At 66.7% G+C, this 23710-nt stretch carries 24 protein-coding genes and 1 pseudogene; 10 read left to right on the top strand and 15 right to left on the bottom strand.

Annotated elements, in window-relative coordinates:
• Positions 1-128: 128 nt before the first annotated feature.
• Both LQZ87_RS14550 and LQZ87_RS14545 read left to right on the top strand, forming a co-directional pair.
• Positions 129-500: a hypothetical protein gene (locus tag LQZ87_RS14550; RefSeq protein ID WP_230104162.1), complete on the top strand. Its 372-nt coding sequence runs from the start codon at positions 129-131 to the stop codon at positions 498-500.
• Complete coding sequence (locus LQZ87_RS14545) at positions 497-892, top strand: PIN domain-containing protein (RefSeq protein ID WP_230104161.1); 396 nt, start codon at positions 497-499, stop codon at positions 890-892. Before LQZ87_RS14550 ends, LQZ87_RS14545 begins: the two co-directional genes overlap by 4 nt.
• Before the next feature lie 110 nt (positions 893-1002).
• Here the strand turns inward: LQZ87_RS14545 and LQZ87_RS14540 are convergent, their stop codons facing one another.
• On the bottom strand, positions 1003-2463 hold the full coding sequence (locus LQZ87_RS14540) for a CCA tRNA nucleotidyltransferase (RefSeq protein WP_230104160.1): 1461 nt from the start codon (positions 2461-2463) through the stop codon (positions 1003-1005).
• A gap of 81 nt (positions 2464-2544) precedes the next feature.
• The gene (locus LQZ87_RS14535) at positions 2545-3159 is read right to left on the bottom strand and encodes a TetR/AcrR family transcriptional regulator (RefSeq protein ID WP_230104159.1); all 615 of its coding nucleotides are present in this window, start codon (positions 3157-3159) and stop codon (positions 2545-2547) included.
• A gap of 81 nt (positions 3160-3240) precedes the next feature.
• Between LQZ87_RS14535 and LQZ87_RS14530 the strand changes: the two genes are divergently transcribed.
• Positions 3241-4455 (top strand): NAD(P)/FAD-dependent oxidoreductase, encoded by a 1215-nt coding sequence (locus LQZ87_RS14530; RefSeq protein ID WP_230104158.1) that lies wholly within the window; start codon positions 3241-3243, stop codon positions 4453-4455.
• Here LQZ87_RS14530 and LQZ87_RS14525 read toward each other — a convergent pair.
• From LQZ87_RS14525 to LQZ87_RS14515, 3 genes are all read right to left on the bottom strand, one after another.
• Positions 4442-4726, bottom strand: a complete 285-nt coding sequence (locus tag LQZ87_RS14525) for a hypothetical protein (RefSeq protein WP_230104157.1) — start codon at positions 4724-4726, stop codon at positions 4442-4444. The two genes, LQZ87_RS14530 and LQZ87_RS14525, sit on opposite strands and share 14 nt — an antisense overlap.
• Before the next feature lie 178 nt (positions 4727-4904).
• Positions 4905-5957: an LLM class flavin-dependent oxidoreductase gene (locus LQZ87_RS14520; RefSeq protein ID WP_230104156.1), complete on the bottom strand. Its 1053-nt coding sequence runs from the start codon at positions 5955-5957 to the stop codon at positions 4905-4907.
• Positions 5958-6002: 45 nt separating this feature from the next.
• On the bottom strand, positions 6003-7559 hold the full coding sequence (locus LQZ87_RS14515) for a methyltransferase (protein ID WP_230104155.1): 1557 nt from the start codon (positions 7557-7559) through the stop codon (positions 6003-6005).
• Positions 7560-7657: 98 nt separating this feature from the next.
• Between LQZ87_RS14515 and LQZ87_RS14510 the strand changes: the two genes are divergently transcribed.
• The 3 genes from LQZ87_RS14510 to trxA all read left to right on the top strand — a co-directional run bounded on the left by LQZ87_RS14510 (position 7658) and on the right by trxA (position 11171).
• Positions 7658-9721 (top strand): DUF6049 family protein, encoded by a 2064-nt coding sequence (locus LQZ87_RS14510; protein ID WP_230104154.1) that lies wholly within the window; start codon positions 7658-7660, stop codon positions 9719-9721.
• 96 nt (positions 9722-9817) lie between these two features.
• Entirely contained in the window at positions 9818-10789 is a 972-nt protein-coding gene (gene trxB / locus LQZ87_RS14505; protein WP_230104153.1) for a thioredoxin-disulfide reductase, read from the top strand.
• Between the two features lie 58 nt (positions 10790-10847).
• The gene (gene trxA / locus LQZ87_RS14500; RefSeq protein WP_230104152.1) at positions 10848-11171 is read left to right on the top strand and encodes a thioredoxin; all 324 of its coding nucleotides are present in this window, start codon (positions 10848-10850) and stop codon (positions 11169-11171) included.
• A gap of 75 nt (positions 11172-11246) precedes the next feature.
• Here the strand turns inward: trxA and LQZ87_RS14495 are convergent, their stop codons facing one another.
• From LQZ87_RS14495 to rpmH, 10 genes and pseudogenes are all read right to left on the bottom strand, one after another.
• Positions 11247-11582 carry a tryptophan synthase subunit alpha gene (locus tag LQZ87_RS14495; RefSeq protein ID WP_230104151.1) on the bottom strand — a complete coding sequence of 112 codons (336 nt, stop codon included), beginning with the start codon at positions 11580-11582 and terminating at the stop codon, positions 11247-11249.
• Between the two features lie 9 nt (positions 11583-11591).
• A complete protein-coding gene (locus LQZ87_RS14490) occupies positions 11592-13034 on the bottom strand; it encodes a sugar porter family MFS transporter (RefSeq protein ID WP_230104150.1) in 1443 nt (480 codons plus the stop codon).
• A 69-nt stretch (positions 13035-13103) separates the two neighbouring features.
• Positions 13104-14078, bottom strand: a complete 975-nt coding sequence (locus LQZ87_RS14485) for a ParB/RepB/Spo0J family partition protein (protein ID WP_230104149.1) — start codon at positions 14076-14078, stop codon at positions 13104-13106.
• On the bottom strand, positions 14078-15001 hold the full coding sequence (locus LQZ87_RS14480) for a ParA family protein (RefSeq protein WP_230104148.1): 924 nt from the start codon (positions 14999-15001) through the stop codon (positions 14078-14080). The genes LQZ87_RS14485 and LQZ87_RS14480 overlap by 1 nt, the downstream gene beginning before the upstream one ends.
• A 344-nt stretch (positions 15002-15345) precedes the next feature.
• Positions 15346-16073 (bottom strand): annotated as a pseudogene (rsmG, locus tag LQZ87_RS14475) (16S rRNA (guanine(527)-N(7))-methyltransferase RsmG).
• Positions 16003-16497: a R3H domain-containing nucleic acid-binding protein gene (locus tag LQZ87_RS14470; RefSeq protein WP_230104147.1), complete on the bottom strand. Its 495-nt coding sequence runs from the start codon at positions 16495-16497 to the stop codon at positions 16003-16005. Before LQZ87_RS14470 ends, rsmG begins: the two are co-directional and overlap by 71 nt.
• Complete coding sequence (gene yidC, locus LQZ87_RS14465) at positions 16497-17564, bottom strand: membrane protein insertase YidC (RefSeq protein WP_230104146.1); 1068 nt, start codon at positions 17562-17564, stop codon at positions 16497-16499. Before yidC ends, LQZ87_RS14470 begins: the two co-directional genes overlap by 1 nt.
• Positions 17565-17567: 3 nt before the next feature.
• A complete protein-coding gene (gene yidD, locus LQZ87_RS14460; protein WP_230104145.1) occupies positions 17568-17918 on the bottom strand; it encodes a membrane protein insertion efficiency factor YidD in 351 nt (116 codons plus the stop codon).
• Positions 17915-18265 carry a ribonuclease P protein component gene (gene rnpA, locus LQZ87_RS14455; protein ID WP_230104144.1) on the bottom strand — a complete coding sequence of 117 codons (351 nt, stop codon included), beginning with the start codon at positions 18263-18265 and terminating at the stop codon, positions 17915-17917. Before rnpA ends, yidD begins: the two co-directional genes overlap by 4 nt.
• A 20-nt stretch (positions 18266-18285) precedes the next feature.
• Positions 18286-18423, bottom strand: coding sequence for a 50S ribosomal protein L34 (rpmH, locus tag LQZ87_RS14450; protein WP_005054680.1), 138 nt, complete (start codon positions 18421-18423; stop codon positions 18286-18288).
• A 323-nt stretch (positions 18424-18746) separates the two neighbouring features.
• Between rpmH and dnaA the strand changes: the two genes are divergently transcribed.
• The 4 genes from dnaA (at position 18747) to LQZ87_RS14430 (ending at position 23613) form a co-directional block, all read left to right on the top strand.
• Positions 18747-20138, top strand: coding sequence for a chromosomal replication initiator protein DnaA (gene dnaA / locus LQZ87_RS14445; protein WP_230104143.1), 1392 nt, complete (start codon positions 18747-18749; stop codon positions 20136-20138).
• Between the two features lie 424 nt (positions 20139-20562).
• Positions 20563-21705, top strand: coding sequence for a DNA polymerase III subunit beta (gene dnaN / locus LQZ87_RS14440; protein WP_230104142.1), 1143 nt, complete (start codon positions 20563-20565; stop codon positions 21703-21705).
• A 232-nt stretch (positions 21706-21937) separates the two neighbouring features.
• A complete protein-coding gene (gene recF / locus LQZ87_RS14435; protein ID WP_230104141.1) occupies positions 21938-23131 on the top strand; it encodes a DNA replication/repair protein RecF in 1194 nt (397 codons plus the stop codon).
• On the top strand, positions 23128-23613 hold the full coding sequence (locus tag LQZ87_RS14430; RefSeq protein ID WP_230104140.1) for a DciA family protein: 486 nt from the start codon (positions 23128-23130) through the stop codon (positions 23611-23613). Before recF ends, LQZ87_RS14430 begins: the two co-directional genes overlap by 4 nt.
• Positions 23614-23710 lie beyond the last annotated feature (97 nt).

Here is a 23710-nt window from a genome sequence, read left to right as displayed (position 1 = left end):
CCCCTCGCCTTCACCTTCGCCCCCGGAACCCGCCACAGGCGACGCGGAACCGACACCTGAGCCCTGATCGGCGGCGCACCGCTGAGTGTCGATACCCAGTGCTAGCATTGTGCTGGCAGGAGGTATCCATGGCCGCGATCACGATCCGCAACCTTCCCGACGACGTCGTCGAGGCGCTGAAGCAGCGCGCGCAGAAGAACTCCCGTTCGATGGAGGCCGAGGCGCGCGACGCACTCACGCGGCTCGCCGCTGGTGAACTCCGCAGCGGCTTCGAGGAACTGTCTCAGCAGCAGCTGCGTGCGCGACGGTTCTCCGTTCCAGCAAGCGAGGTCATGGCACGACTGGCTGCGAATCCGCCCACGGAGAAGGATCTCCGCGTCGCCGCAGAGTGGCTGGAGGAGCACAACGCCAGACCCTACGACGACCCGAGCGTCTGGGACGACCCGTGGAAGCGGGTCGAGCGGGACCACAACGCGCTGAAGAAGCAGCAGAACGCATGATCCTGCTCGACACGAGCGTTCTGATCGACATCGATCACGTCGAGTTGCCCGACGACGCGATCGCGCTCAGCGCCCTCTCGGCCGCCGAGCTTCACTTCGGGATCGAGCGCGCCTCGACGATGGATCTGCGACGACGACGAATCGCGCACCTCAGCCGGCTCACGAGGGTTCTTGACATCGCATGGCTGCCCTTCGATGAGACGGCAGCTATTGCGTACGGCCAGCTCGCCGCCATCGTCGCCAGAACCCGGCCGGCTCACGCCCGCGGCACGGACCTCTTGCTGGCCGGCCACGCACTCGCGCTCGGCGCTCGCCTCGTCACCTTGAACCCGAAGGACTTCGAGCTCCTCGCCGATGAGGTCGAGATCATCGTGCCCGAATTGCGCGACTGAGACGGTTTCGACTCGCCTTCGGCCCGCTCAACCCGTTTCGGCTTCGGCGGCGGTTCCGCCTGCGCTCAACGACCCGCACAGAGGCCGCTCGCAGGGCGACCGCCGGTGGCCTATCCCCGCGCGGCCCACCATTCGCGCAGACGCTGCTCGGCGGCATCCGGGCCGATCATGCCCTCGTCCAGACGCAGGTCGAGCAGGAACCTGTATGCCTCGCCCACCTCGCGACCGGGGCCGATCCCGAGGATCTGCTGGATCCGGTTGCCGTCGAGCTCTGGACGCATGGCGTCGAGCTGCTCCTGCTCGCGCAGGTCGGCGATGCGCTTCTCGATGTCGTCGTAGGCGGATGCCAGACGCGAGGCCTTGCGCTTGTTGCGCGTGGTCACGTCCGCTCGGGTGAGGATGTGCAGGCGCTCGAGCAGGCCGCCGGCATCCCGTACGTAGCGGCGGACGGCAGCATCCGTCCACGTCCCCTCGGCATAGCCGAAGAAGCGCAGATGCAGTTCGATGAGCGTGGCCACGGCATCCGTCGTGTCGCCGTCGAAGCGCAGGGCCTGCAGACGCTTGCGCGCCATGCGCGAACCGACCACGTCGTGGTGGTGGAACGTCACCGCTCCCCCTGGTTCGAGCTTGCGCGTCCGCGGCTTGCCGATGTCATGCAGGAGCGCGGCGATGCGCAGGGCGACGTCGGGCGCCTCGCCGGGGTGGCGGGAGTGCTCGAGCTCGATCGCCTGCTGCAGCACGGTGAGCGAGTGCTCGTAGACGTCCTTGTGGTGATGGTGCTCGTCGACTTCCAGGCGCAACGCGCTGATCTCGGGCAGGAACTCCTCGACGAGGCCGGTGTCGACGAGCACGCGGATGCCGCGGACGGGGTCGTCGGTCTGCATGAGCCGGACGAGCTCGCCCTGGATGCGCTCCGGGCTGACGATCTTCAGCGTGTCGCGCAGGCGGGTGATCGCCTCCCGCGTCGCGTCGTCGATCTCGAAGCCGAGCTGTGCGCTGAAGCGGGCGGCACGGAGCATCCGGAGCGGATCGTCGCCGAAGCTGACGTTCGGATCGGCCGGGGTGCGCAGGATGCCGGCGACGAGGTCCTCGACGCCGCCGGTCGGGTCGACGAGCTTGATCTCTCGCGCCGTCTCCGGGGATGCGACCTGCAGAGCCATCGCATTCACGCGGAAGTCGCGACGCACGAGGTCGCCCTCGATCGTGTCGCCGAACTCGACGGTCGGCTTGCGGGTGACGCCGTCGTAGCTGTCGGCGCGGTAGGTGGTGATCTCGACCTGCTCGCCCTTGCCGCCAGAACCGGGCACCCTGGCGCCGATCGTCCCGAAGGCGCGGCCGATGTCCCACTGCGCGGTAGAGATCGGCGTGACGATCTTCAGGATCTCGTCGGGCGACGCGTTGGTCGTGAAGTCGAGGTCGTTCACGTCGCGGCCGAGCAGCGCATCGCGCACCGGCCCCCCGACGACGGCGAGCTCGAAGCCCGCAGCGTGGAACGCGTCGGCGACCGCCGAGACGACCGGTCCTTCGGCGAGCGCGCGCAGACGTGCAAGCCCCTCGGCCATGTTCAGCATGGGTTCCAGATTACCGGGCGCTTGCGTCGTGACTCATCGTGCCGAATCCCGGATGACTCGTGCGCAGTCCGGCAGGCCCCGTCACGCCGCCAGCAGTCGGCGGAGCACCAGGCCGGGGGCGGATGCCGCGACCGCAGCCCGTTCGGTCGGGATGGCACCACCGGCAAGTGCCCATTCATCGATCGCACGCAGCACGGCGAAGGCGATGTCGGCCTGCAGATCGAGCGGAAGCTCGTCGCGCACGGCACCGGACGAGCGTCCGGTCTTCAGCACGTCCTGCACCCAGGTCCGCACGCTCGCCAGCAGTTCAGCGCGAGCCCCAGACGCTTCCGCTCCGCCCTGCAGGTAGAAGATCCGGCCCAGGTGCTGCAGCGCCGGTGTCGCAGACAGGGCCCCGAGCTGCTCCAGCAGCTCATCGACGTGCCGCCAGAACGCTCGCGCGCCGAACTCCGCGAACTCGGCGGGCGCCGGCGGCGTCCATATGGCGGCCACATCGGCGATGAGCATCCGCACGACCGTGTCGAACAGCTCGTCCTTGGATCCGACGAAGTGGTAGAACGAGCTCTTGCTCATGCCGGCGGCACGGATGATCCGGTTCAGCGACGCGCCCTCATACCCGGCGCGCGAGAACTCCGCGACCGTCGCCGCGGCGAGCGCGCTGTTTCGGTCGGGTGCCGGGCGTTCGGAATCATCCATGTCGCGATCATACTGGACCACCCAGTCCAATCAGGAGTAGGCTCTGGACCACCCAGTCCAGAGCGTCATCCGGAGGACCGCATGCTCACCGCCACCACGCTCTCCGAGCAGCTCGAGGCGCAGAGGGACGATCGCCTGCGCGTCCTCATCGCAGGTGCCGGCGTCGCCGGTGTCACTCTCGCGTCTCTCCTGCGCACCCGGGGTCTCCATCAGGTGCTCATCGAGCGGATGCCGCGCATGGAGCATCCCGGCTACATGCTCGCCCTCATGCCGACCGTCGATCCCGTGCTGAAGGACATCGGCGTGCACGACGAGTACCTCGCCCGCAGCGCGCCGCTCACCCGCTACGCCTTCCGCTCGCATCGCGGCAGGACGCTTCGCACGGACGACCTCGGCGCCCTACTCTCGCTCCACGGCGATTACCAGGGCATCGAACGCGGTGTGCTCCTCGAGGTGCTCACGGCGCACGGATGCCCGGTGACGTTCGACACGACGATCACGACGATCGGAGACGACGTCGGGTTCAGCTCCGGCGAGCGCGCGGCGTTCGATCTGGTCGTCGCCGCCGACGGCATCCATTCGCGCACGCGCGACCTGCTCGAGGTCGGCGAGGTGTCGACCGTCGACACCGGCTGGGCCGGCTGGGTGACCTGGTCGGACGCGCTGGGCGACGACCCCGCGCTCGGCGAGGAGCTGTGGGGTGATGGTCTCTTCCTCGGCGTCTATCCCGTCAAGGATCGGATCGGCATCTTCCTCGGCGGCCCCGTCGCCGATCTGAGAATCGGGCCCTCGGCGCTCGCTGCGCGCGTCCGGAAGGCCGCACCCGAGATCGGTCCGCGACTCGGCGCGGCCCTGGATGCCGTCACCGCCGATCCCGACACCTATCTGTGGCCGCTCACCGACGTCCGTGCGCAGCGCTGGATCGATGCCCGACGACATGCGGTGCTACTCGGCGACGCGGCATCCGGATTCCTCCCGACTGCCGGCATCGGTGCGGGCATGGCGATGGAATCCGCGTGGATGCTGGGGCGGATGCTCGCGCACGCCGACCGTTCGAACCTCGAGGCGGTGCTCGCCGAGTGGGAGCGCGTGCAGAAGCCGCGCGTCGAATCCGCGCAGTCAAACTCGCGGATGCTTGCGAAGCTGATGTTCCGCCGCGGCAAGATCATCGCATGGTTGCGCGAGACCGCGATGCGGGTGATGACGGTCAAGGCGGTGCTCGGCCCGATCATCAGGCTCATCGCCGAGCAGCCAGACCCCGATGCCGCGGCCGAGAGCGCGATCAGCGCCCGGTGATGTCGCGCAGCTCCTGGGCGTGACGGCGGGTCATCGACATGATGCCGGTGCTCATCGCGGTCGCTCCGATCAGGGCGATGCCGAGGAGGATCCAGATGCCGAACTGCGGATCGACCAGACCGAGCAGGTACACGACGACGACAGCCGCCAAGATCGCCAGACCCTCGACGACGGCGAACGTGATGAAGAAACGGCTCTGACGCTGCTGGTGCTGCCGCTTGAGCGCCTCGACCCTGTGGTCCTCAGAACTGCCGTTCAGCGAATAGCTCATGCCCGAAGCGTAGCGGGGCGGTACCGCTCCGGAGGATGCTGCGTTTCACCGCGAGCTGTGGTTGGAGCGCGACCCGCGAACGGATCGGCTATTGCGGCTTGGTAGCCGGCGCGATGCCGCGCACGGCGATTCGATCTTCACCACGATCCTCCTGTAGCGGTCAGGCCGCTCCGACCCATCACACTGGGTCGCCCTGAACGGGACCCTCGGTGTTCGGCTTCCAACCCAGCGCCGGGGCGACGTGCTCGGCGAACGCCTGCAGCACGTGCAGGTTGTAGTCGACGCCCAGCTGGTTCGGGATCGTCAGCATCAGAGTGTCCGCGGCCATCACGGCTTCATCGGCGAGCAGCTGCTCGATCAGCACATCGGGCTCTGCCGCGTAGGTCTTGCCGAAGGTCGAGCGGAATCCGTCGATGATGCCGACCTGGTCGCCGTTCTCGGCACTGCGCAGACCGAAGTACGCGCGGTCCATGTCGGAGATCAGCGGGAACACACTGCGACTGACCGACACTCGGGGAGTCCCCTCATGCCCTGCCGCCTGGTACGCCGCCCTGTACAGATCGATCTGCTCACGCTGCAGCACGTGGAACGGCACTCCGGTGGCCTCCGTGAGCAGAGTCGAGCTCATCATGTTCAAACCCTTGCGACCGGTCTCCTCGGCCGTCGCACGCGAACCGGAGCCCCACCAGATGTGCTCGCGCAGAGTCTCGGAACGCGGCTCGATCGCCAGGTAGCGGCCCTCTCCGACCTGCTGCGGGTCGCCCTGGACGACGCCGGCACCGTCGATCGCCTCGAGGAACAGATCGAACTTGTCGCGGGCGAGGTCAGCGCCACGAGGGTCTTCCGACCCCAGGTATCCGAACGCCTCGTAGCCGCGCAGCGCGGTCTCGGGTGAACCGCGGCTCACGCCGAGCGCGATGCGCCCGCGAGCGATGAGGTCGAGTGCGGCGGCCTCTTCGGCGAATTGCAGCGGATTCTCGTATCGCATGTCGATCACGCCGGTGCCGACCTCGATGCGCTCGGTCTTCGCGGCCATCGCGGCGAGCAGCGGCATCGGCGACGCGGCCTGACGCGCGAAGTGATGCACCCGCACGTAGGCGCCGTTGACGCCGATCTCGTCCGCACCGACGGTGAGATCGATCGTCTGGTGCAGCATGTCGCCGGCGGTGCGGGTGCCAGAGCCGGGGACCGGCGCGTAGTGCCCGAACGAGAGGAATCCGAAAGCCTTCATGCTCCATGCAACCGAATGGATGCCGAGGGCATTCCCCGAAGCGCGTCAGGATGCCGCGACGAGGAACCCGTCCTGCACGAGTTCGCGGATGCGCGGCTCCAGCTCCGCCCAGAGGTCGGCCAGCGGCACGTCGAACAGGTCGGCGAGGGCGCCGGCGATCTGCGAGACCGTCAATTCGCCGTCGCACGCGCCGACGAATCCGGCGAGCGCGGTGTCGGCCGAGACGGTCCGCCCGAATCCGCCGCCCTGTCGCAGCTCGATCACGCTCGGATCGTCGTCTCCGGGCATGTAATGCCGCGCCTCGGTGACATCGGATGCCGTCACGAGAGTCTGCGGGATGCCGTCGCCGAGTACGTCGTGAGCCGCGAGCCCGTCGCGCAGCGCTCGCCCCGGAGCTGAGAGCGGTTGCGACAGCCTCTCGAAGCGCCTGAGGGGCGCGCGGCCGGCGGCGCCCCGCCGCAGCAGAACATACCCGAAGCCGACGGCCGTGACACCGCGGCCTGCGAAGTCGTCGAGCCAGGCTTCCAGCATCCGGCCGAACGTCGGCTCACGCGGTGTCGTGCCGCCGTCACGGATCCACAGCTCCGCGTACTCGAGGGGTGTGAGCTCCTCGCGCTGGATCACCCAGGCGTCGAGGTCCGGCGCGATCCACGATTCGAGGCGGTCGAGACCTGAGGTCGTCGACCCTTCGGCCCCCGGCCCGGTCGAAGGATCGGAACCCGAGGACACCGACTCCCAGTTACCGAGAAGCTGAGCGATCCCGCCAGGGGTGAGATGCGCTGGGGCGGATCGCACGAACTGCTCCACCAGCGCATCGCCGATGAGTCCCCCGTCGCGGTACTCGTACGCCGTGACACCGTCCACCCGGGGCGTGATGACGAACGGCGGGTTCGACACGATGAGGTCGAACGCCTCCCCCTCCACCGGCTCGAACATGCTCCCCAGCTGGAAAGTGATGTTGCTCACCCCGTTCAGTCGCGCGTTCAGCGCCGCGAAGGCCAGTGCGCGCGACGACACGTCGGTTGCGACGACCTCGCCGGCGTGCCGAGACACGAGGAGCGCCTGGATGCCGCATCCGGTCCCGAGGTCGAGCGCCCTGCCTACGGGCGTCGGCACGATCAGCTCCGCCAGGGTGCGGGATGCTCCACCGACCCCGAGCACGTGATCGGCGGGCAGCTCGGTGCCGAGGGCGAGTTCGTCGAGATCGCTGGCGATCCACCACTCCCCGATGCCGTCGGCGTCCACGAACGACTGCGGTCGCACGAGCGCCGTCGGCACGGCATCCGCGCCGCTCACACGAGCGAGCCCCAGGGCTGCGAGACCTTCGGCGCCGAGCCGCGGCAGCGCCGCCGAGACCAGCGCGGCGGGCTGCGGCATCCCGAGAACCAGCAGACGACCCAGGGTCGCCAGCGCACTGGAGTCGCCGTCGACGGCCCGCAGCAGCGGCTCGCGGACTCCGCGACCGAGGGCGTCATCCGCCTCCTCTCCCCACAGGCGCCGCAGCGGCTCGGAGCGGAAGTCCGAGGCATCCAGGTCGGCGGCGAGCGCCGAGACGAGGGCAGGGTCGGGCACGGGAGGCAGGGCGTCGGACACGGCGGTCACTCTACGCGCCTTCAGGGTTCCCCGACGCCGCCCGCCTAGAATTGCGGGGTCACAACTCACGGGCCGCCGCCACCGCGCGCCCGAGGAAGACCAGAGACTTGATCAGCCCCCGAAACGGCAGACGTGCCCGCGCGCACCGCGGCATCCGCGGTGCGCTGGCGTCGGCCATCGCCGTCGGGGTCATCGCAGCCGGTCAGCTGATCGCGCCGGCATCCGCCGTCGCCGACGTGCAGACGCCCGACGAGGATGCCGCCGTCGAGCTCTCGCTGACCGCCGGCATCCACGGTGTCGTGGCGCCCGATGCGCCGGTGACCGCGACCGTGACGATCGACAACGGCACCGATGCGGCCGTGGCCGCAGGGCGCGTGTCGGTCGAGATCAACAAGACCCCGCTGGCGAATGCTGCGGCGCTGACCGCCTGGCTCGACGGCGGTGAGGCCGACGGCGCCTTCACCTCGATCGGTTTCGAGGACTCCGACGAGGTGGCCGCCGCCCAGACCGCGTCGACGACGATCAGCGCGACGACCACCGTGCTCGGCAAGCTGCCAGCCGGCGTCTATCCGATCCGTGCGCTGCTCACGGGTCCGGAGATCACTGAGGCCCCCGGCGCGACGAGCGTGCTCGTGGTCACCGCCGAGAAGGACCTGCAGCTCACCGTCGTCGTGCCGATCACTGCGACGCCGGCCGACGGCGGGTTGCTCACCGCCGATGAGCTCACCGCCCTCACCGCCCCTGATGGCGCCCTGACTGCACAACTCGACGGCGTCGCCGGCACCTCGGCCGCCATCGCGGTCGACCCGCTCATCCCCGCGGCCGTCCGTGCCCTGGGTTCGGCGGCGCCGGCGGATGCCTCGTCCTGGCTCGCCCGCCTGGAGTCGCTCTCGAACGAGCGCTTCACGCTGCAGCCCGGCGATGCGGATGCGACTGTTCAAGCGCGTGCGAGCCTGCCCGAGCTTCTCCAACCACTGCCGCTGTCGCCGTTCATCGACCAGGCGAACTTCGTCGAGACCGGCGACGCCGACGGTCCGACGCCCACCCCGACGCCGACGGAGCTCGCACCGGAGATCCCGACCGATGCCGAGCTCAGCGCGGTCAGGGACGCCGAGTCAGGCATCCTCTGGCCACTCGGCGAAGCGCGCACCGCCGATCTCGAGACGTTCGACGGGTACCTCGACACGGACGTCACGACGATCCTCCCGTCCTCCTCCGTCGCGGCCGAGAGCAGCGCGCTGGTCGAGGTCGACGGCCACCGGGTCCTCGTGACGGATGCCGCGGCCTCCGCAGCGCTGTCGGAGGCCGTCGCCACCGCCGACGAGTCGGATCGGGAGCGCACCATCACGGCGGGCATCGCCGGGCTCAGCCTGGTGCCGCACTCGTCGCTCCTCATCGGCCTCGACCGCAATGAGACGCGCACCGCTGACGCCCTGCGGGAGACGATCCTCTCGCTCTCGTCGATCGGCGCTCCGACGTCGCTCTCCGCGCTGCGCGCCGAGGAGCCGGCATCCACCACGATCGTCGGCGACGCCACCACGGCGCGAGCCGACGCGCTGAAGGATCTCCTCGCCGACGAGGTCCAGCTCACCTCGTTCGCGTCCATCCTCGATGATCCGCTCGTGCTCCTCTCTCCGGAGCGCATCCAGATCATGCGCCTGATCGGCGTCGGCACCGCGAGCGTCTTCGCGCCGGGGACCGGAGCGCATCGTACGCAGACCACAGTCACCCTGAACGCCGTCGGCGTGCAGCAGCCGAGCCCCGTCCAGCTGTTCACGTCCGCCGCTCCCCTACCGGTTTGGGTGCGCAACGACCTCCCCTGGCCTGTGAACGTGACGCTCACATCGACCCCGTCGGATGCCCGCCTCGACATCGAACCGCTCACCGCTGTGGCCACGCAGCCCGCGAGCAACACGCGGGTGAAGGTGCCGGTCTCCGCACGCGTCGGCAGCGGTGTGCTCGATGTTCGGTTCAGTCTCACCTCTCCCACCGGGGTGCACATCGGCACCGACCAGACCGCCAAGGTCACGGTGCGCGCCGAATGGGAGGGCATCGGCCTCGGCATCCTGGGCGGCCTCATCGGCCTGCTGCTGATCCTCGGCATCGTGCGCACCATCGTTCGTCGTCGCAAGGACAGCGAGGCGGATGCCGGGGCAGCTGCGGCCGAGTAGTCCCGCGCCACCCGACACAGCTCCGCGCGCGGGAATGCCGCGCGGTTACGATTGGTTTCACGCAGGGACGCGTCTGCACGCGAGAAGGAAGAGGACATGCGCAAGGTCATCATCATCGGCTCCGGCCCCGCCGGATTCACCGCCGCCATCTACGCGGCCCGCGCGAACCTCGAGCCGCTTCTGATCGCGAGCTCGGTCGAAGTCGGCGGCGAGCTGATGAACACCACCGAGGTCGAGAACTACCCCGGCTTCCCCGACGGCATCCAGGGTCCCGACCTGATGTCGAAGTTCCAGGCGCAGGCCGAGCGGTTCGGCACCGAGGTCGTGTACGACGATGTGACCTCGCTCCAGGTCGACGGCCCGGTCAAGAAGGTCGTCCTCGGCAGCGGAGCGGAGCACGAGGCCCACACGATCATCTACGCCACCGGCTCTGCGTACCGGAAGCTCGGCATCGAGGGCGAAGAGCGCCTCTCGGGCTACGGCGTCTCGTGGTGCGCGACGTGCGACGGCTTCTTCTTCCGCGAGAAGACGATCGCCGTCGTCGGCGGCGGCGACTCGGCGATGGAAGAGGCCACGTTCCTCACCCGCTTCGCGGACAAGGTCTACGTGATCCACCGCAAGGACACGCTGCGCGCCTCGAAGATCATGCAGGAGCGCGCGTTCGCGAACGAGAAGATCGAGTTCATCTGGAACAGCGAGGTCGCCGAGATCACCGGTGGGGATGCCGTCACCGGCGTCACCCTGCGCGACACGGTCGATGGGTCCACCCGCGAGCTGGCCCTCGACGGTCTGTTCATCGCCATCGGTAACGACCCGCGCACCCATCTGGTGCACGACAAGCTCGAGCTCACCGCCGAGGGCACCATCTGGGTCGACGGCCGCTCGTCCCGCACCTCCGTTCCCGGCATCTTCGCCGCCGGCGACGTCATCGACCCGACCTACCGCCAGGCGATCACAGCCGCCGGCTCAGGAACGGTCGCCGCTCTCGACGCCGAGCACTTCCTCGCGGATCTTGAGGACGCCTCGGTGGAGGTCTCGGCTGCCGAGGCAGCCGAGATCATCGCGTAGGGAACAGTTCCGACACCTCTGCTGTTGCAGTGGGTGAACTTCGATCAAGGAGAAGCAGATGACTGCCAAGGTAACGAGCCAGGCGACGTTCGAGCAGGACGTGCTGCAGGCTGAGGGCCCCGTCCTCGTGGACTTCTGGGCCGAGTGGTGCGGACCGTGTCGCATGGTCGCTCCTGTTCTGGACCAGATCCAGGCGGAGCACCCCGACAAGATCACCATCATGAAGCTCAACGTCGACGAGAACCCCGAGCTCGCGATGAAGTACCAGATCACGTCGATCCCGGCGATGAAGGTCTTCCAGGGCGGCGAGGTCAAGACGACCATCATCGGCGCCAAGCCGAAGCCCGCTCTCGAGCAGGACCTCGCCGCGTTCATCGGCTGATCCCGTTTCACTGAAGAACCCGTCCTTCCGTCAGGGAGGGCGGGTTCTTTCTGTTCGGCGGCTCAGCCCGGGATGCTAGGACGCGTCAGCGATCGTGGCATCCCACCGGCGATGCTGCGATCCCTCGCCGAGGAGCCCCCACACGGCCGTCGTGAGCTCCGGATACTCGAGAGCGATCTGCCGCATCACACGGTAGTTGCGCGCTGTGTTCGGGCGAACGCCGTCATTTGCTGCGATGTTGTCAGCCCGCAGGAGGAACACGACGAGCTCGTCGACGCTGGGGAGATCCTCCATGAACTCCCAGGGGTCCTCGCCGCTGAGCAACCGCTCCTGGATGAGCACAGCCAGCTCGTCCGACGCCTCTGCGCGCAGCACCTCGAGGCTGGCGCGGCGGGGGACGGCTTCAGACATGCTTCCAGCCTACGCGGGCTTCTTGCCACCGCGGCGCGGCAGGTTCACGACATCCGTCATCGTCTCGAGCTCCCGCCCCTTGGTCTCCGGCACCTGGTAGAAGACGAAGAAGAACGACACCAGCGCGAAGAACGCATAGAAGCCGTACGCGAACGTGAGCCCGATCTCGGCGAACGCGGGGAACGTCGTCGAGATGAAGAAGTTCGCGACCCACTGCGCTGCCGCGGCGACGGCCAGTGCTCCGGCGCGGATCTTGTTCGGGAACATCTCCCCCAGCAGCACCCACACGAGCGGGCCCCAGGTGGCGCCGAAGAAGACGACGAAGCCGTTCGCACAGACCAGAGCGATCAGCGACCACGGCTGCGGCAGGGTGACAGCACCGTCCTCGAGCGTGCCGAACGAGAAGGCCAGCGCCATCATGCCGAGAGTCACGGCCATGCCGATCGATCCGATCATGAGCATCGGGCGGCGGCCCACCCGATCGACCAGCAGGATGGCGACGATCGTGACCACGATGTTGGTGATCGATGTGATGACCGAGGTCATCAGGGCGCTCGACTCGTCGAAGCCCACCGACAGCCAGAGCGTCGTCGAGTAGTAGAAGATCACGTTGATGCCGACGAACTGCTGGAAGACACTGAGCAGGATGCCCACCCAGACGATGGGCTTCAGACCGAAGCGGTCACCTCTCAGATCCTTCAACGACTCGTTCTTCTCGTCGCCGAGACTCTCGCGGATCTCCTCGATCTTGAGGTTCACGTCCGTCTCGCCGGTGAAGTCGTACAGCACCTGCGAGGCCTTGTCGACCTTGCCTCGGGCGACGAGGAACCGCGGGGACTCCGGCAGTCGGAGCGCCATGATGCCGTAGACGATGGCGGGGATCGCTTCGACCATGAACATCCATCGCCAGGCGTCGATGCCGAGCCACAGGACGTTCGCCGCCGAGCCCGCGATGTTCGCGAGCAGGGCGTTCGAGAGCAGAGCGGTGAAGATACCGGTGACGATGGCGAGCTGCTGGAGAGAGCCGAGCCTGCCGCGGACCTTAGCCGGCGAGACCTCGGCGATGTAGGCGGGGGCGATGACGGATGCCGCACCGACACCGAGACCGCCGATCACACGCCAGACGATCAGGTCGATGACACCGAAGGCGAGTCCGGATCCGATGGCCGAGACCAGGAACAGGATCGCCGCGATCACCATGACCGGGATGCGCCCGAGCTTGTTCGCGAGACTTCCGGCGAACCATGCGCCGATGGCGCAGCCGATCAGCGCGGACGAGACCGCGAAGCCCTGCAGGCCCGGTCCGAGCTCGAAGGCCCCGGCGAGGGCATCCACGGCACCATTGATGACCGCGGTGTCGAACCCGAACAGGAAGCCGCCGAGCGCTGCCGCGATGCTGATGCCGATGACCCGGCCGTTGAGCCGGCCTGCTTTGCTCTTGTTCTCGGACATGTGCCCTCCCCCGTCTCGGTCCACTCTAGGAGCCGGACGGGGACGGGGCGCGGAGACGGGCGGAATCCGTCAGGATCCGTACTGCTCCTCACCCAGCTCCGAGAGGATGCGGTTGAGGTCCTGGATTGACGCGAATTCGATCGCGACCTGGCCTTTTCGCGCGCCGAGTGTGATCTTGACGCGGGTGTTCAGGCGGTCTCCGAGCTTGCCGGATACCTCGTCGAGGTACGCACGGCGCGCGCCCGGCTGGGGCTTCACCTTCTTGGCGCCGGCCGCTGGCAACGCCTTGGCGGCTGCCTCGGTCGCACGCACAGAGAGGTCCTCGTTGATGACCTTGTCGGCGAGCTTCTGCATCTGCTCCGGGTCGTCCAGCGACAGCAGGGCGCGGGCGTGACCGGCCGACAGGACTCCCGCCGCCACGCGCTGCTGCACGGGAACGGGAAGCCTGAGCAGACGGATCGTGTTGCTGATCTGTGGGCGGGACCGGCCGATGCGGGTGGCCAGTTCCTCCTGCGTGATGCCGAAGTCCTCGAGGAGCTGCTGGTACGCGGATGCCTCTTCCAGCGGGTTCAGCTCTGACCGGTGCAGGTTCTCCAACAGGGCATCGCGGAGCAGATCTTCGTCGGCGGTGTCGCGGACGATCGCGGGGATGGTCTCGAGGCCGGCTTCTCGTGCGGCGCGGGTGCGCCGCTCCCCCATGATGAGCTCGTAGTCGCCGTCCGTGTTCTTCCGGACGATCACCGGTTGCAGGACGCCGAACTCGCGGACGCTGTGGACGAGCTCGGCCAGATCCTCCGTGTCGAAGTGCGTACGCGGCTGACGAGGGTTCGGAACGATCGTCGTCGGGTCGATCTGGATCAGGTGGATGCCGGGAACAGACTCGAGCTCGGCCTCCGGAGCATCCTGCTTCTCCGGCTCACCGCTCGTCGGTGGGGCCTGGATCGTCCCTCCGGGGAAGAACACGTCCACCGGACGCGCCGAGGTCTGGTCGGCCGTGGGGATGAGTGCGCCGATTCCTCGACCGAGCCCAGTGCGCTTCGCCATCAGTTCTCCTTGCTCTGCGTCTTGTGGGACGCGATCTCGACAGCGGCCTCGCGGTACGCGATCGCGCCGGCGGAGGACCCGTCGTACGCGATGACCGTCTGGCCGAAGCTGGGGGCCTCGGAAACACGCACCGAACGCGGGATCACCGTGTTCAGGACCTGCTCCGGGAAGTGATTGCGGACCTCATCGGCGACCTGCTGCGCCAGGCGGGTGCGACCGTCGTACATCGTGAGCAGGATCGTCGAGAGGTGAAGACCGGGATTGAGGTGCTTCTGGATCATCTGGATGCTGCCGAGCAGCTGGCTGAGGCCTTCAAGCGCGTAGTACTCGCACTGGATGGGGATGAAGACCTCTGATGCCGCCGTGAAGGCGTTGATCGTCAGCAGTCCCAGCGAGGGCGGGCAGTCGATGATGACGAAGTCGACCGGGTGGTCAGCGATGTACTGGTCGAGGGCGCGGCGGAGGCGGTGCTCACGGGCAACCTGCGACACGAGTTCGATCTCGGCGCCGGCGAGGTGGATCGTGCTCGGCGCGCACAGCAGCGTCTCGGCCTCCGGGCTCTGCTGAACGATGTCGGCGAGCGGAACATCATCGATCAGCACGTCGTAGACGCTCAGGGTCTCCGCATCATGCGGGACCCCGAGGGCTGTGGATGCATTTCCCTGCGGATCGAGGTCGATCACGAGCACCTTCGCTCCGAAGGAGGCGAGCGCGGAAGCGATGTTGACGGCTGTCGTGGTCTTGCCGACGCCGCCCTTCTGGTTGGAAACCGTGAGAACGCGGGTCTCACCCGTGAAGGTGACCTCGACGTTCTCGAGGTTGCGGCGGCGAGCACTCAGATCGGCGATTTCGCGAGCCAGGGGCGTATCGATCCCGAAAGCCTCGTTCGGCGTTGTCTTCTCGGACTGTTTCACGTGAAACATCCACTCCTCTCGATGGCCGCGTTCCACTCTACTTGGCTCCCTCAGTGCTCGGTTACTCGCGGGCGTGAGAGCCGCACGATGTTTCACGTGAAACATTTCCACCGGGCATCCCATGGTCGTTGAGCGAAGCCGTCGCAGACGGCGAAGACGAAACGGGGCGAGCGAGCGAAACGAGTCGAAGCCGCAGCCCGGTGCGGCTTGTCTGCAGGAGGGCTTCGACCCATCGCCGAGGAGCTCCTCGCTCAGCCCGTTTCGTCTCGCTCCGCTCGGTCAACGAACCGCGATCGCACCCACGCACTCCCGAGTCGATGTTTCACGTGAAACATCACTGCCTGCGGAGACGGTCAGACGACGCGAACCTTGGCGCGCACAACGCGCGTCGTCTCGGCTAGGACGCCCTCGCCGAGCACATCCACCCGCACATCGCTCAGCCGGTACTTCTTGAGTTGCTTGGCCGCAGCTTCGATCTCGGCGGAAGCATTCTGCCCCTTGAGCAACACGAGCTCTCCCCCGTCGCGTACGAGCGGCGCGGTCCAGGGCAAAAGAGTCCGCAACGCGCTGACCGCGCGGGCGGTGACGACGTCGAACTGCTTCGGCACGACCTCTTCGGCTCGGGCCCGAATCACGGTGACGTTGGAGAGTCCAAGCTCGTCTACCTGCTCCGTGAGCCAGGTGACGCGTCGCTCCATCGGCTCGATCAGAGCCCAGGTGACATCGGGGCGTGCGATAGCGAGCACGACACCGGGAAGTCCCGCGCCGGATCCGATGTCCGCCGCGGACCCATGGAACAGCGGGGCAGCGATGGCGCTGTTCAGAACATGCCTCGTCCACAGGCGGGGCAGCTCGAGCGGGCCGATCAATCCTCGCTCTTCTCCCTGCGCAGCGAGGTTCGCCGTGAACGCCCTGGCCAGGTCGATGCGGTCACCGAACAGCGCGGCCGCGGCATCGGGTTCGGTCTCAACAGTCATCCCAGCGACCTCAGCAACGTTTCACGTGAAACATCAGCGCCGGCGGATGACCGTGTGACGGTCTGCGCCCTCGCCGTACGACTCGGAAACGAGTTCGCGGTCAGCCACGATGTCGTGCACCAGCTTGCGCTCGTAGCTCGACATGGAAGGAAGTGAAGCCTGCGATGCTCCCTCGTCCAGTTTCACGACCGCGGCATCCACCAGCTTCTCCAGCTGACGACGGCGAGCGTCGCGTGATCCCCCGATGTCGAGGATCAGACGTGAGAACGAACCGGTCTTGCTCTGCACGGCCAGACGGGTGATCTCCTGCAGCGCCTGCACGGTGTCCGGATCCGCAAGCACGGAAAGACTGGAATCCTCGGACTCGACCGAGACGTACGCACGTCCCTGACGGACGTCGAGGTTCAGGTCACCGTCGATGTCGGCGATGTCGAGCAGTCCCTCGATGAAGTCGGCGGCGACGTCACCCTCGAGCTCGAGCTGCTCCACGGAAGGTTCAGAGCGCTCTGCGACGTTGTCCACGGCCATCAGTTCGACCCCTTCTTCTTGGCGCGCTTCTTGCTCACCGGCTGCTGACGCTTGGGAGCCTCCTGCTTGGCCTTCTCTACTTCTTCCAGCATCCGCTTCTGCTCCGCTTCGTAAGCCGCCATCGGAACGACCTTGCCCGACGAGTCGATCGCCTTGCCCTTTCGAGCAAGCCTCTCCTCGCGAGCCTTCGCGGCCTCGGAGCCGGGCGTGGGCATCTCGCGGATGACGAGGAACTGCTGGGCCATGGTCCACAGGTTCGAGATGAACCAGTAGACGACGACACCGAGCGGGAAGAAGACACCCGAGAAGATGAAGCCCAGCGGCAGCACGTAGAGCATGATCTTCTGCATCTGGTACGCCTGGCCGGTCTTGGCCTCGGGCGACAGGTTCTTCGAGATGATCTGCAGCTGGGTGAAGAACTGCGAGCCGATCATCAGCACGACGAGAATCACCAGCAGGACGATGGCGATCGTGTTCTGCGTCTCGACAGCCTGACCGAGCGTGCCGTGCAGCGACACAGTTCCGAAGATCGTGGCGTCGTAGAACTCCTTGGTGAGCTCGGGACTGAGCAGTCCGACTCCACCGAGGCCGGCGATGGCATGCTTGCTGACGTCGTTGAGCACGCTGAAAAGCGCGAAGAAGATCGGCATCTGCACGAGCAGCGGCAGACAGCTCGACATCGGCGACGTGCCGTGCTTCTTGTACAGGCCCATGGTCTCGCGGCTCATCGCCTCGCGAGAGAGCTGATCCTTCTTGCCCTTGTACTTCTCCTGGATCTTCTTCATCTCAGGAGCGATTTCCATCATCTTGCGCTGGCTCTTGATTTGCCGCACGAACAGGGGAAATACTGAGGCGCGAACCACGATCACAAGACCGATGATCGACAGGATCCAGGTGATTCCGGATGCCGCCGGCAGGCCCACAGCGGTGAACAGCCAGTGCCAGGCGACCAGGATGAGTTCAACAGCCCACTTCAGGGGCCACAGGATGGTGCCGAGCAGATCGAAGCCGCCACCGGTGTCGGTCGGCGTGGGTGTCGCAGAGGCGAGCAGAAGGTCAAGACCCACTGTTCAGTCCTTTCGAGAAGGTACGACGAAACCTCGTGCGGTCAGGTCGTGTCGGAAATGGTCGTGTGGGCGGACGTCGTCGACGCCGCCTTTGCTCCAGGGGTTGCAGCGCAGGATGCGCCACGCAGAGAGCGCGGCTCCCTTGATCGCACCGTGCTGCTGCACCGCTCCTACAGCGTAAGCCGAGCACGAAGGGTAGTACGCACAGACGTCCCCGTAGATCGGCGAGATCACAGCCCGATAGGCGGTGAGAAATCCCAGCACGAGATTGCGAGGGATGAGCGGGATGCTGCGCGCGACGTCGCGGGCACGCAGATGTCCCGTGCCCATCGCATACGAAGGCAGCGCGCTCATGATGTGGCCTGCGCACGATTCAGACGTGCCAGGCACCGCGTCACGTCGGCTTCGAGTTCGGCGAAGCTCGCTGACGCAGACGCAGGAAGGGCACGGATGACGACATCCGTGCCCTCAGGGAGCCCGGCGATCGCGCCTGCGCACACGGCCTTGAGCCGACGGCGCACGGTGTTGCGGATCACAGCGGTACCCACCTGCTTGCTGATGATGAACCCGAATCGGGGTTCGCGCGCTTCCCCCGTCGTCAACATGGAGGTGACGACTCGGGCGCCCCCGCACCGGACACCGCGACGGACGACTGACCTGTAGTCAGTGCCTCGCGTCAGCCGGAACGGACGGGCGAGCACAGCGGTTCCGGGCTCAGAGCTTACGCCGAGAGCTCGGTGCGGCCCTTCGCACGACGAGCCGACAGGATGCTGCGGCCGGCGCGGGTGCGCATGCGAGCGCGGAAGCCGTGCTTCTTGGCGCGACGACGGTTGTTGGGCTGGAACGTACGCTTGCTCATGGAATCACTCCGGGAATGGCGTCACCGGGAGAGTACGACCGGAGACATTGGGGAACTGCCCAGATCCGGGCATAAGTCAACCGATTAAGGGTACGTCTTGGCGGCGCAGAGAGCAAATTCCCCGCGCTGGGCGCCTGGCGCACGAGCCACTTCGCACACCAATTATCCACAACTGCGACTTTCGTGACACGCAGGACACGCCCCCGGTTTTCCACAGGCAGGTTGCCCTGCACAGCTTCGATGACTACCGTGGCATCCGAAGTTATCCACAGGGGAGCCGGGCCGATTCGCCCACCCCGACGCGAGCCACTGCCCGGAGCACCATGTCCTCACCTGCCCAGCCCGACGTTCCAATCTGGGCACAGGTGCTGGAGCTGCTCGATCATGACGATCGTGTCACTCCGCAGCTTCAGGGTTTCCTGAGCCTGGCCGTACCCGCCGGTGTCATGAGCGGCACCCTCTACCTCGACGTCCCCAATGACCTGACCGCGGCGCAGATCAACAAGCGTCTGCGCGTGCCGCTGATGGAAGGTCTGGCGCACCTCGGCCAGGAGGTCACGTCCTTCCGCGTCGTCGTGAACCACGAGCTCGCCGAGCAGCCGACCGCGCCGATCGCGGTCGCCGACTTCGGCCGCCCCGAGGCACCGCGCACCGATCTCACCATCGAACAGCCGACACCGATGCGCCATGAATCGCGCCTCAACCCGAAGTACACCTTCGACAACTTCGTCATCGGTCAGTCCAACCGTTTCGCGCACGCCGCTGCGGTCGCCGTCGCCGAAGCGCCGGCCAAGGCGTACAACCCGCTGTTCATCTACGGCGACTCGGGGCTCGGCAAGACCCATCTCCTCCACGCGATCGGCGACTATGCGCAATCGCTCTACACAGGAGTGAAGGTGCGGTACGTCTCGAGTGAGGAGTTCACGAACGACTTCATCAACTCGATCGCGAACAACCGCGGCTCGGCTTTCCAGGCTCGATACCGCGACGTCGACATCCTTCTCATCGACGACATCCAGTTCCTGCAGGGTCGCGCCGAGACGCAGGAGACGTTCTTCCACACCTTCAACACGCTGCACGATCACAACAAGCAGATCGTGATCACCAGTGATGTCGCGCCGAAGCACCTCACCGGTTTCGAGGACCGGATGCGGAGCCGGTTCGAATGGGGTCTCATCACCGATGTGCAGGCTCCCGACCTCGAGACCCGTATCGCGATCCTCCGCAAGAAGGCGCAGAGCGAGGCGCTGCACATCCCCGATGACGTCCTGGAATACATCGCCACGATCGTCTCGTCGAACATCCGTGAACTCGAGGGCGCCCTGATCCGCGTCTCGGCCTTCGCGAGCCTGAACCGCTCGCCGCTCGACATCTCTCTCGCCCAGACCGTTCTGCGCGACATCGTCGACACGGCGGAGGACAACATCATCTCGCCGACCGACATCATCTCGGCGACCGCTCAGTACTTCAAGCTCACCGTCGACGATCTGTACGGCTCGAGCCGCTCGCAGCAGATCGCGACGGCTCGGCAGATCGCGATGTACCTGTGCCGGGAGCGCACGAACCTGTCACTGCCCAAGATCGGGCAGCTCTTCGGCAACCGCGACCACACGACGGTGATGTACGCATACAAGAAGATCAGCGACCTCATGAAGGAGCGCCGCTCCATCTACAACCAGGTGACCGAGATCACCACGCAGCTCGGTCGACGCTGAAAACGTCCCCTCGGAAGTCTTGACAGCAGCCGCCGGCATCCCTTTAAATGCCGCTTTGCACATGTGGATAACTTGTGGATGAATACGGTCCGCGCTCGGGACGAATGTGTGCGGATCGCGGCATACTGTGGATAACTCGTCAACGAGCGGATGCGACTGACCACCTGTTTTCGCCCGGATTCCTCACGAATTCCACATCTCACAAACGTGTAGTTCCCTACGGAGCGTTGCTATCCACCGAGTTATCCACAGTATCCACAGATGTTAACACTGTTAAGAAGTTAATCCTCTAGAGCCGGCATCCGATCACCTCGAAGATGTGGGAAGTCCGGCGTATGGCGCATCTGCGCTCTGGGGATACGATGGGAACCCCTGAGGTGGGTCACGCCTCTCAGGTCATGTAATTCACGACGAGGGAGAGCCCGTGAGGTTCCAGGTCAACCGCGATGTCTTCAGCGAAGCAGTGTCGTTCGTCGTCAAGCTGCTCCCGCAGCGCAATCCGCAGCCGATCCTGGCAGGTGTGCTCATCGAGGCGGGTGACGAGGGTCTGACCCTCTCGGCGTTCGACTACGAGGCGTCGGCTCGCACGACCATCGACGCCACGGTGGACACCCCCGGCACGATCCTCGTCCACGGACGTCTGCTCTCCGACATCGCCAGCCGTCTGCCCAACGCCCCGATCGAGATCGCCGTCGAGGAGGACGGCGGCATCGCGGTCACCTGCGGTTCGGCTCGATTCACGCTGGCTGCGATGCCCGTCGAGGAATATCCGTCGATCCCCGAGGTGTCTGGATCTTCCGGCGTCGTCCCGGCTGACGATTTCGGCACCGCGATCGCGCAGGTCGGGTTCGCGGCATCCCGTGACGACGTCACCCCCGTGCTGACCGGAGTCCAGCTCGAGGTCGCAGGTCACAACCTGAGCCTCGTCGCCACCGACCGCTACCGCGTTTCGCTTCGCGACGTCCCGTGGGATGGCGAAGCCGCCGAGCAGACCGCTCTGGTCCCTGCCCGCACGCTCACCGAGGTCGGCAAGACCTTCGGTCACGCCGGCACGATCCAGGTCGCTTTCTCCGGCAGCGGCGACCGCGAGATCATCGCCTTCACCGCCGGCAACAAGACGGTCACGTCGCTGCTGATCAAGGGCAACTTCCCGCCGGTCCGCCGACTGTTCCCCGAGCAGACCGAGCACTACGCGGTCGTGAACACCGCCGACCTCATCGAGGCCGTGCGTCGCGTCGCCCTGGTGCTCGACCGCGCCGCTCCGCTGCGCTTCACATTCACGTCCGACAGCGTGACGATGGATGCTTCGGGCAGCGAGCAGGCGCGCGCATCGGAGTCGGTCGACGCTCATCTTTCTGGCGGCGCCGATGTCACTCTCGGTCTGAACCCCCAGTACCTCACCGAGGCGCTGAGTGCGGTCAAGAGCGAGTTCGTCCGCGTCACGTTCACGTCGAGCGACAACGCGAACAAGCTCAGCCCGGTTCTCATCACGAGCCAGACCTCTGTCGACCAGGCCGGCTCGGACTCGTTCAAGTACCTGCTCCAGCCGAACCTCCTGCTGCGCTGATCCTTCTTCCTCGACCGTTCCTTCATCAGCCGGCCAGTCAGCGTTCCGAGCGAAGCGATGGATGCCTCCGACGGGCTGGCACCGGGTCTGGCGGGAGCCCGGCCGAAGGCCGAGCGAGGGCATGTCCCGACGAAGGCATCCATCGCGTAGCGAACCCACTCGTGAGGTCCGTCACCCGAGGCATCCGTGCCGCTGCGAACCCGGTGTCACACCCCCGAAGTAGGCTGAACCCGTGATTGTGGAGCACCTGAACCTGGTCGACTTCCGCAACTACGCGACCGCTGATCTGAGCCTTCTGCCAGGGCCGAACGTCCTCGTCGGCCGCAACGGCCAGGGCAAGACGAATCTCGCAGAGGCCGTTGTCTTCCTGGCGACGCTCGGATCGCACCGGGTCTCGGCGGATGCTCCGATGGTCCGAGACGGCCAGGACTTCGCGGTGATCCGCGCTCGCCTCTCCGTCGGGGAGCGGCGCGTGCTCACCGAGGTGCAGATCAATCGCCAGGGTTCGAACAAGGCGCGCATCAACGGCTCGCCCTCCAAGACGAGCGAACTCCCTCGGTATGCGCACGTGGTGCTCTTCGCACCGGAGGATCTTCAGATCGTGCGCGGAGACCCGTCCTCGCGCAGAAGGTTCGCAGATCAGCTGCTGATTCAGCGCACCCCGCGCATGGCAGGGGTGCTCGCCGACTACGACCGCGTGCTGAAGCAGCGCACCGCGCTGCTGAAGTCGGCCAGGGCGCGCGGCGTCCGTGGTGAGGCGCTCGCGACCCTGGATGTCTGGGACGACAAGCTGGTCGCTCTGGGATCCGAGATCATCGAGGCGCGCTTGCGCCTGGCATCCGATCTGCAGCAGCCTCTCGCCGATGCGTACACGGCGATCGCCGGCGCCGACCACAAGCCGGAGCTCGAGTGGGCGCTGTCGGTGCGCGGCGGCGATCCGGAAGAGGGCGAGGTCGAAGCATCCGATTCTCGCGGCGCGCTGGCCGACCAGTTCCGCGCTGCCCTGCTGGCCAAGCGAACTCAGGAGCTCGACCGAGGACTCACTCTCGTCGGGCCGCATCGCGACGACCTGCTGCTGCGGGTCCGCGACCTGCCGGTCAAGGGCTACGCATCCCACGGCGAGTCGTGGTCGGTCGCCCTCGCACTCCGGCTCGCATCCGCCGAGCTGCTGCGCGCAGAGTCCCCCGCCGGCGACCCCGTGCTCATCCTCGACGACGTGTTCGCCGAGCTCGACGCCGATCGGAGGCAGCGACTGTCTGCCCTGACGGTCGGGTACGAGCAGGTCATCGTCACCGCTGCGGTCGAAGAGGACATCCCCGAGCCGCTGCACCGGCACGTCGTCCGCATCCATGCGGGTACGATCAGCGACGAGCGCGACCCTTCGACAAGCTCAGGGACCGAATCGACAGGCGAGGAGGGGGAATGACCGACGCTGAGACCCCGGAGACGGTCGCGACCTACCTGCGGCTGCGCGGGCTCAAGCCCAGCTCCAAGAGCTGGAAGCGCAAGCGCCGCATCCGCGATGACGATGACAACGCCCCTTTCACCCCGGGTCGTGATCCAGGGGCGCTCGGTTCCGTGCTCGACAAGCTCAGCCGCGAGGCCGGGTGGGAGATCACGCTCGCACGTGAAGATCTCGTCCGGCAGTGGGCGGATCTCGCGGGAGCCGACACCGCCAAGCACTCCGAACCGGTATCTCTGGAGAACGGGATGCTCACCGTGAAGTGCGATTCGACGGCCTGGGCGAAGAACCTGCAGTTCATGCGCGCGACCATCCTCACCGAGATCGGCCGGCGCTACCCGCAGGCGGGTGTGGACAACCTCCGTTTCATCGGTCCGGACGTCCCTTCTTGGAAATGGGGGCCCAGAGCCGTCCCAGGGCGGGGTCCTCGCGATACCTACGGGTAGGACACCACGAATGGGGTCCGAGGCGATTTCAGGGCCACACACGGCCGTTCAGCGCGATGAACCGGTCTTGATGACGCTAGACTGGGTATTCGAGATA

This window comes from Microbacterium sp. Bi121 (genome assembly GCF_918698005.1).
Taxonomy (GTDB): domain Bacteria; phylum Actinomycetota; class Actinomycetes; order Actinomycetales; family Microbacteriaceae; genus Microbacterium.
Note: the sequence above shows the minus strand (reverse complement) of the source record. Positions and strands in the feature narration are given on the sequence as shown.

Bases quoted from the DNA above. Each gene is read 5' to 3' on its own strand.
- LQZ87_RS14550 (WP_230104162.1), top strand. From the start codon at position 129: ATGGCCGCGATCACGATCCGCAACCTTCCCGACGACGTCGTCGAGGCG.
- LQZ87_RS14545 (WP_230104161.1), top strand. From the start codon at position 497: ATGATCCTGCTCGACACGAGCGTTCTGATCGACATCGATCACGTCGAG.
- LQZ87_RS14540 (WP_230104160.1), bottom strand. From the start codon at position 2,463: ATGCTGAACATGGCCGAGGGGCTTGCACGTCTGCGCGCGCTCGCCGAA.
- LQZ87_RS14535 (WP_230104159.1), bottom strand. From the start codon at position 3,159: ATGGATGATTCCGAACGCCCGGCACCCGACCGAAACAGCGCGCTCGCC.
- LQZ87_RS14530 (WP_230104158.1), top strand. From the start codon at position 3,241: ATGCTCACCGCCACCACGCTCTCCGAGCAGCTCGAGGCGCAGAGGGAC.
- LQZ87_RS14525 (WP_230104157.1), bottom strand. From the start codon at position 4,726: ATGAGCTATTCGCTGAACGGCAGTTCTGAGGACCACAGGGTCGAGGCG.
- LQZ87_RS14520 (WP_230104156.1), bottom strand. From the start codon at position 5,957: ATGAAGGCTTTCGGATTCCTCTCGTTCGGGCACTACGCGCCGGTCCCC.
- trxB (WP_230104153.1), top strand. From the start codon at position 9,818: ATGCGCAAGGTCATCATCATCGGCTCCGGCCCCGCCGGATTCACCGCC.
- trxA (WP_230104152.1), top strand. From the start codon at position 10,848: ATGACTGCCAAGGTAACGAGCCAGGCGACGTTCGAGCAGGACGTGCTG.
- LQZ87_RS14495 (WP_230104151.1), bottom strand. From the start codon at position 11,582: ATGTCTGAAGCCGTCCCCCGCCGCGCCAGCCTCGAGGTGCTGCGCGCA.
- LQZ87_RS14490 (WP_230104150.1), bottom strand. From the start codon at position 13,034: ATGTCCGAGAACAAGAGCAAAGCAGGCCGGCTCAACGGCCGGGTCATC.
- LQZ87_RS14485 (WP_230104149.1), bottom strand. From the start codon at position 14,078: ATGGCGAAGCGCACTGGGCTCGGTCGAGGAATCGGCGCACTCATCCCC.
- LQZ87_RS14480 (WP_230104148.1), bottom strand. From the start codon at position 15,001: ATGTTTCACGTGAAACAGTCCGAGAAGACAACGCCGAACGAGGCTTTC.
- LQZ87_RS14470 (WP_230104147.1), bottom strand. From the start codon at position 16,497: ATGGCCGTGGACAACGTCGCAGAGCGCTCTGAACCTTCCGTGGAGCAG.
- yidD (WP_230104145.1), bottom strand. From the start codon at position 17,918: ATGAGCGCGCTGCCTTCGTATGCGATGGGCACGGGACATCTGCGTGCC.
- rpmH (WP_005054680.1), bottom strand. From the start codon at position 18,423: ATGAGCAAGCGTACGTTCCAGCCCAACAACCGTCGTCGCGCCAAGAAG.
- dnaA (WP_230104143.1), top strand. From the start codon at position 18,747: ATGTCCTCACCTGCCCAGCCCGACGTTCCAATCTGGGCACAGGTGCTG.
- LQZ87_RS14430 (WP_230104140.1), top strand. From the start codon at position 23,128: ATGACCGACGCTGAGACCCCGGAGACGGTCGCGACCTACCTGCGGCTG.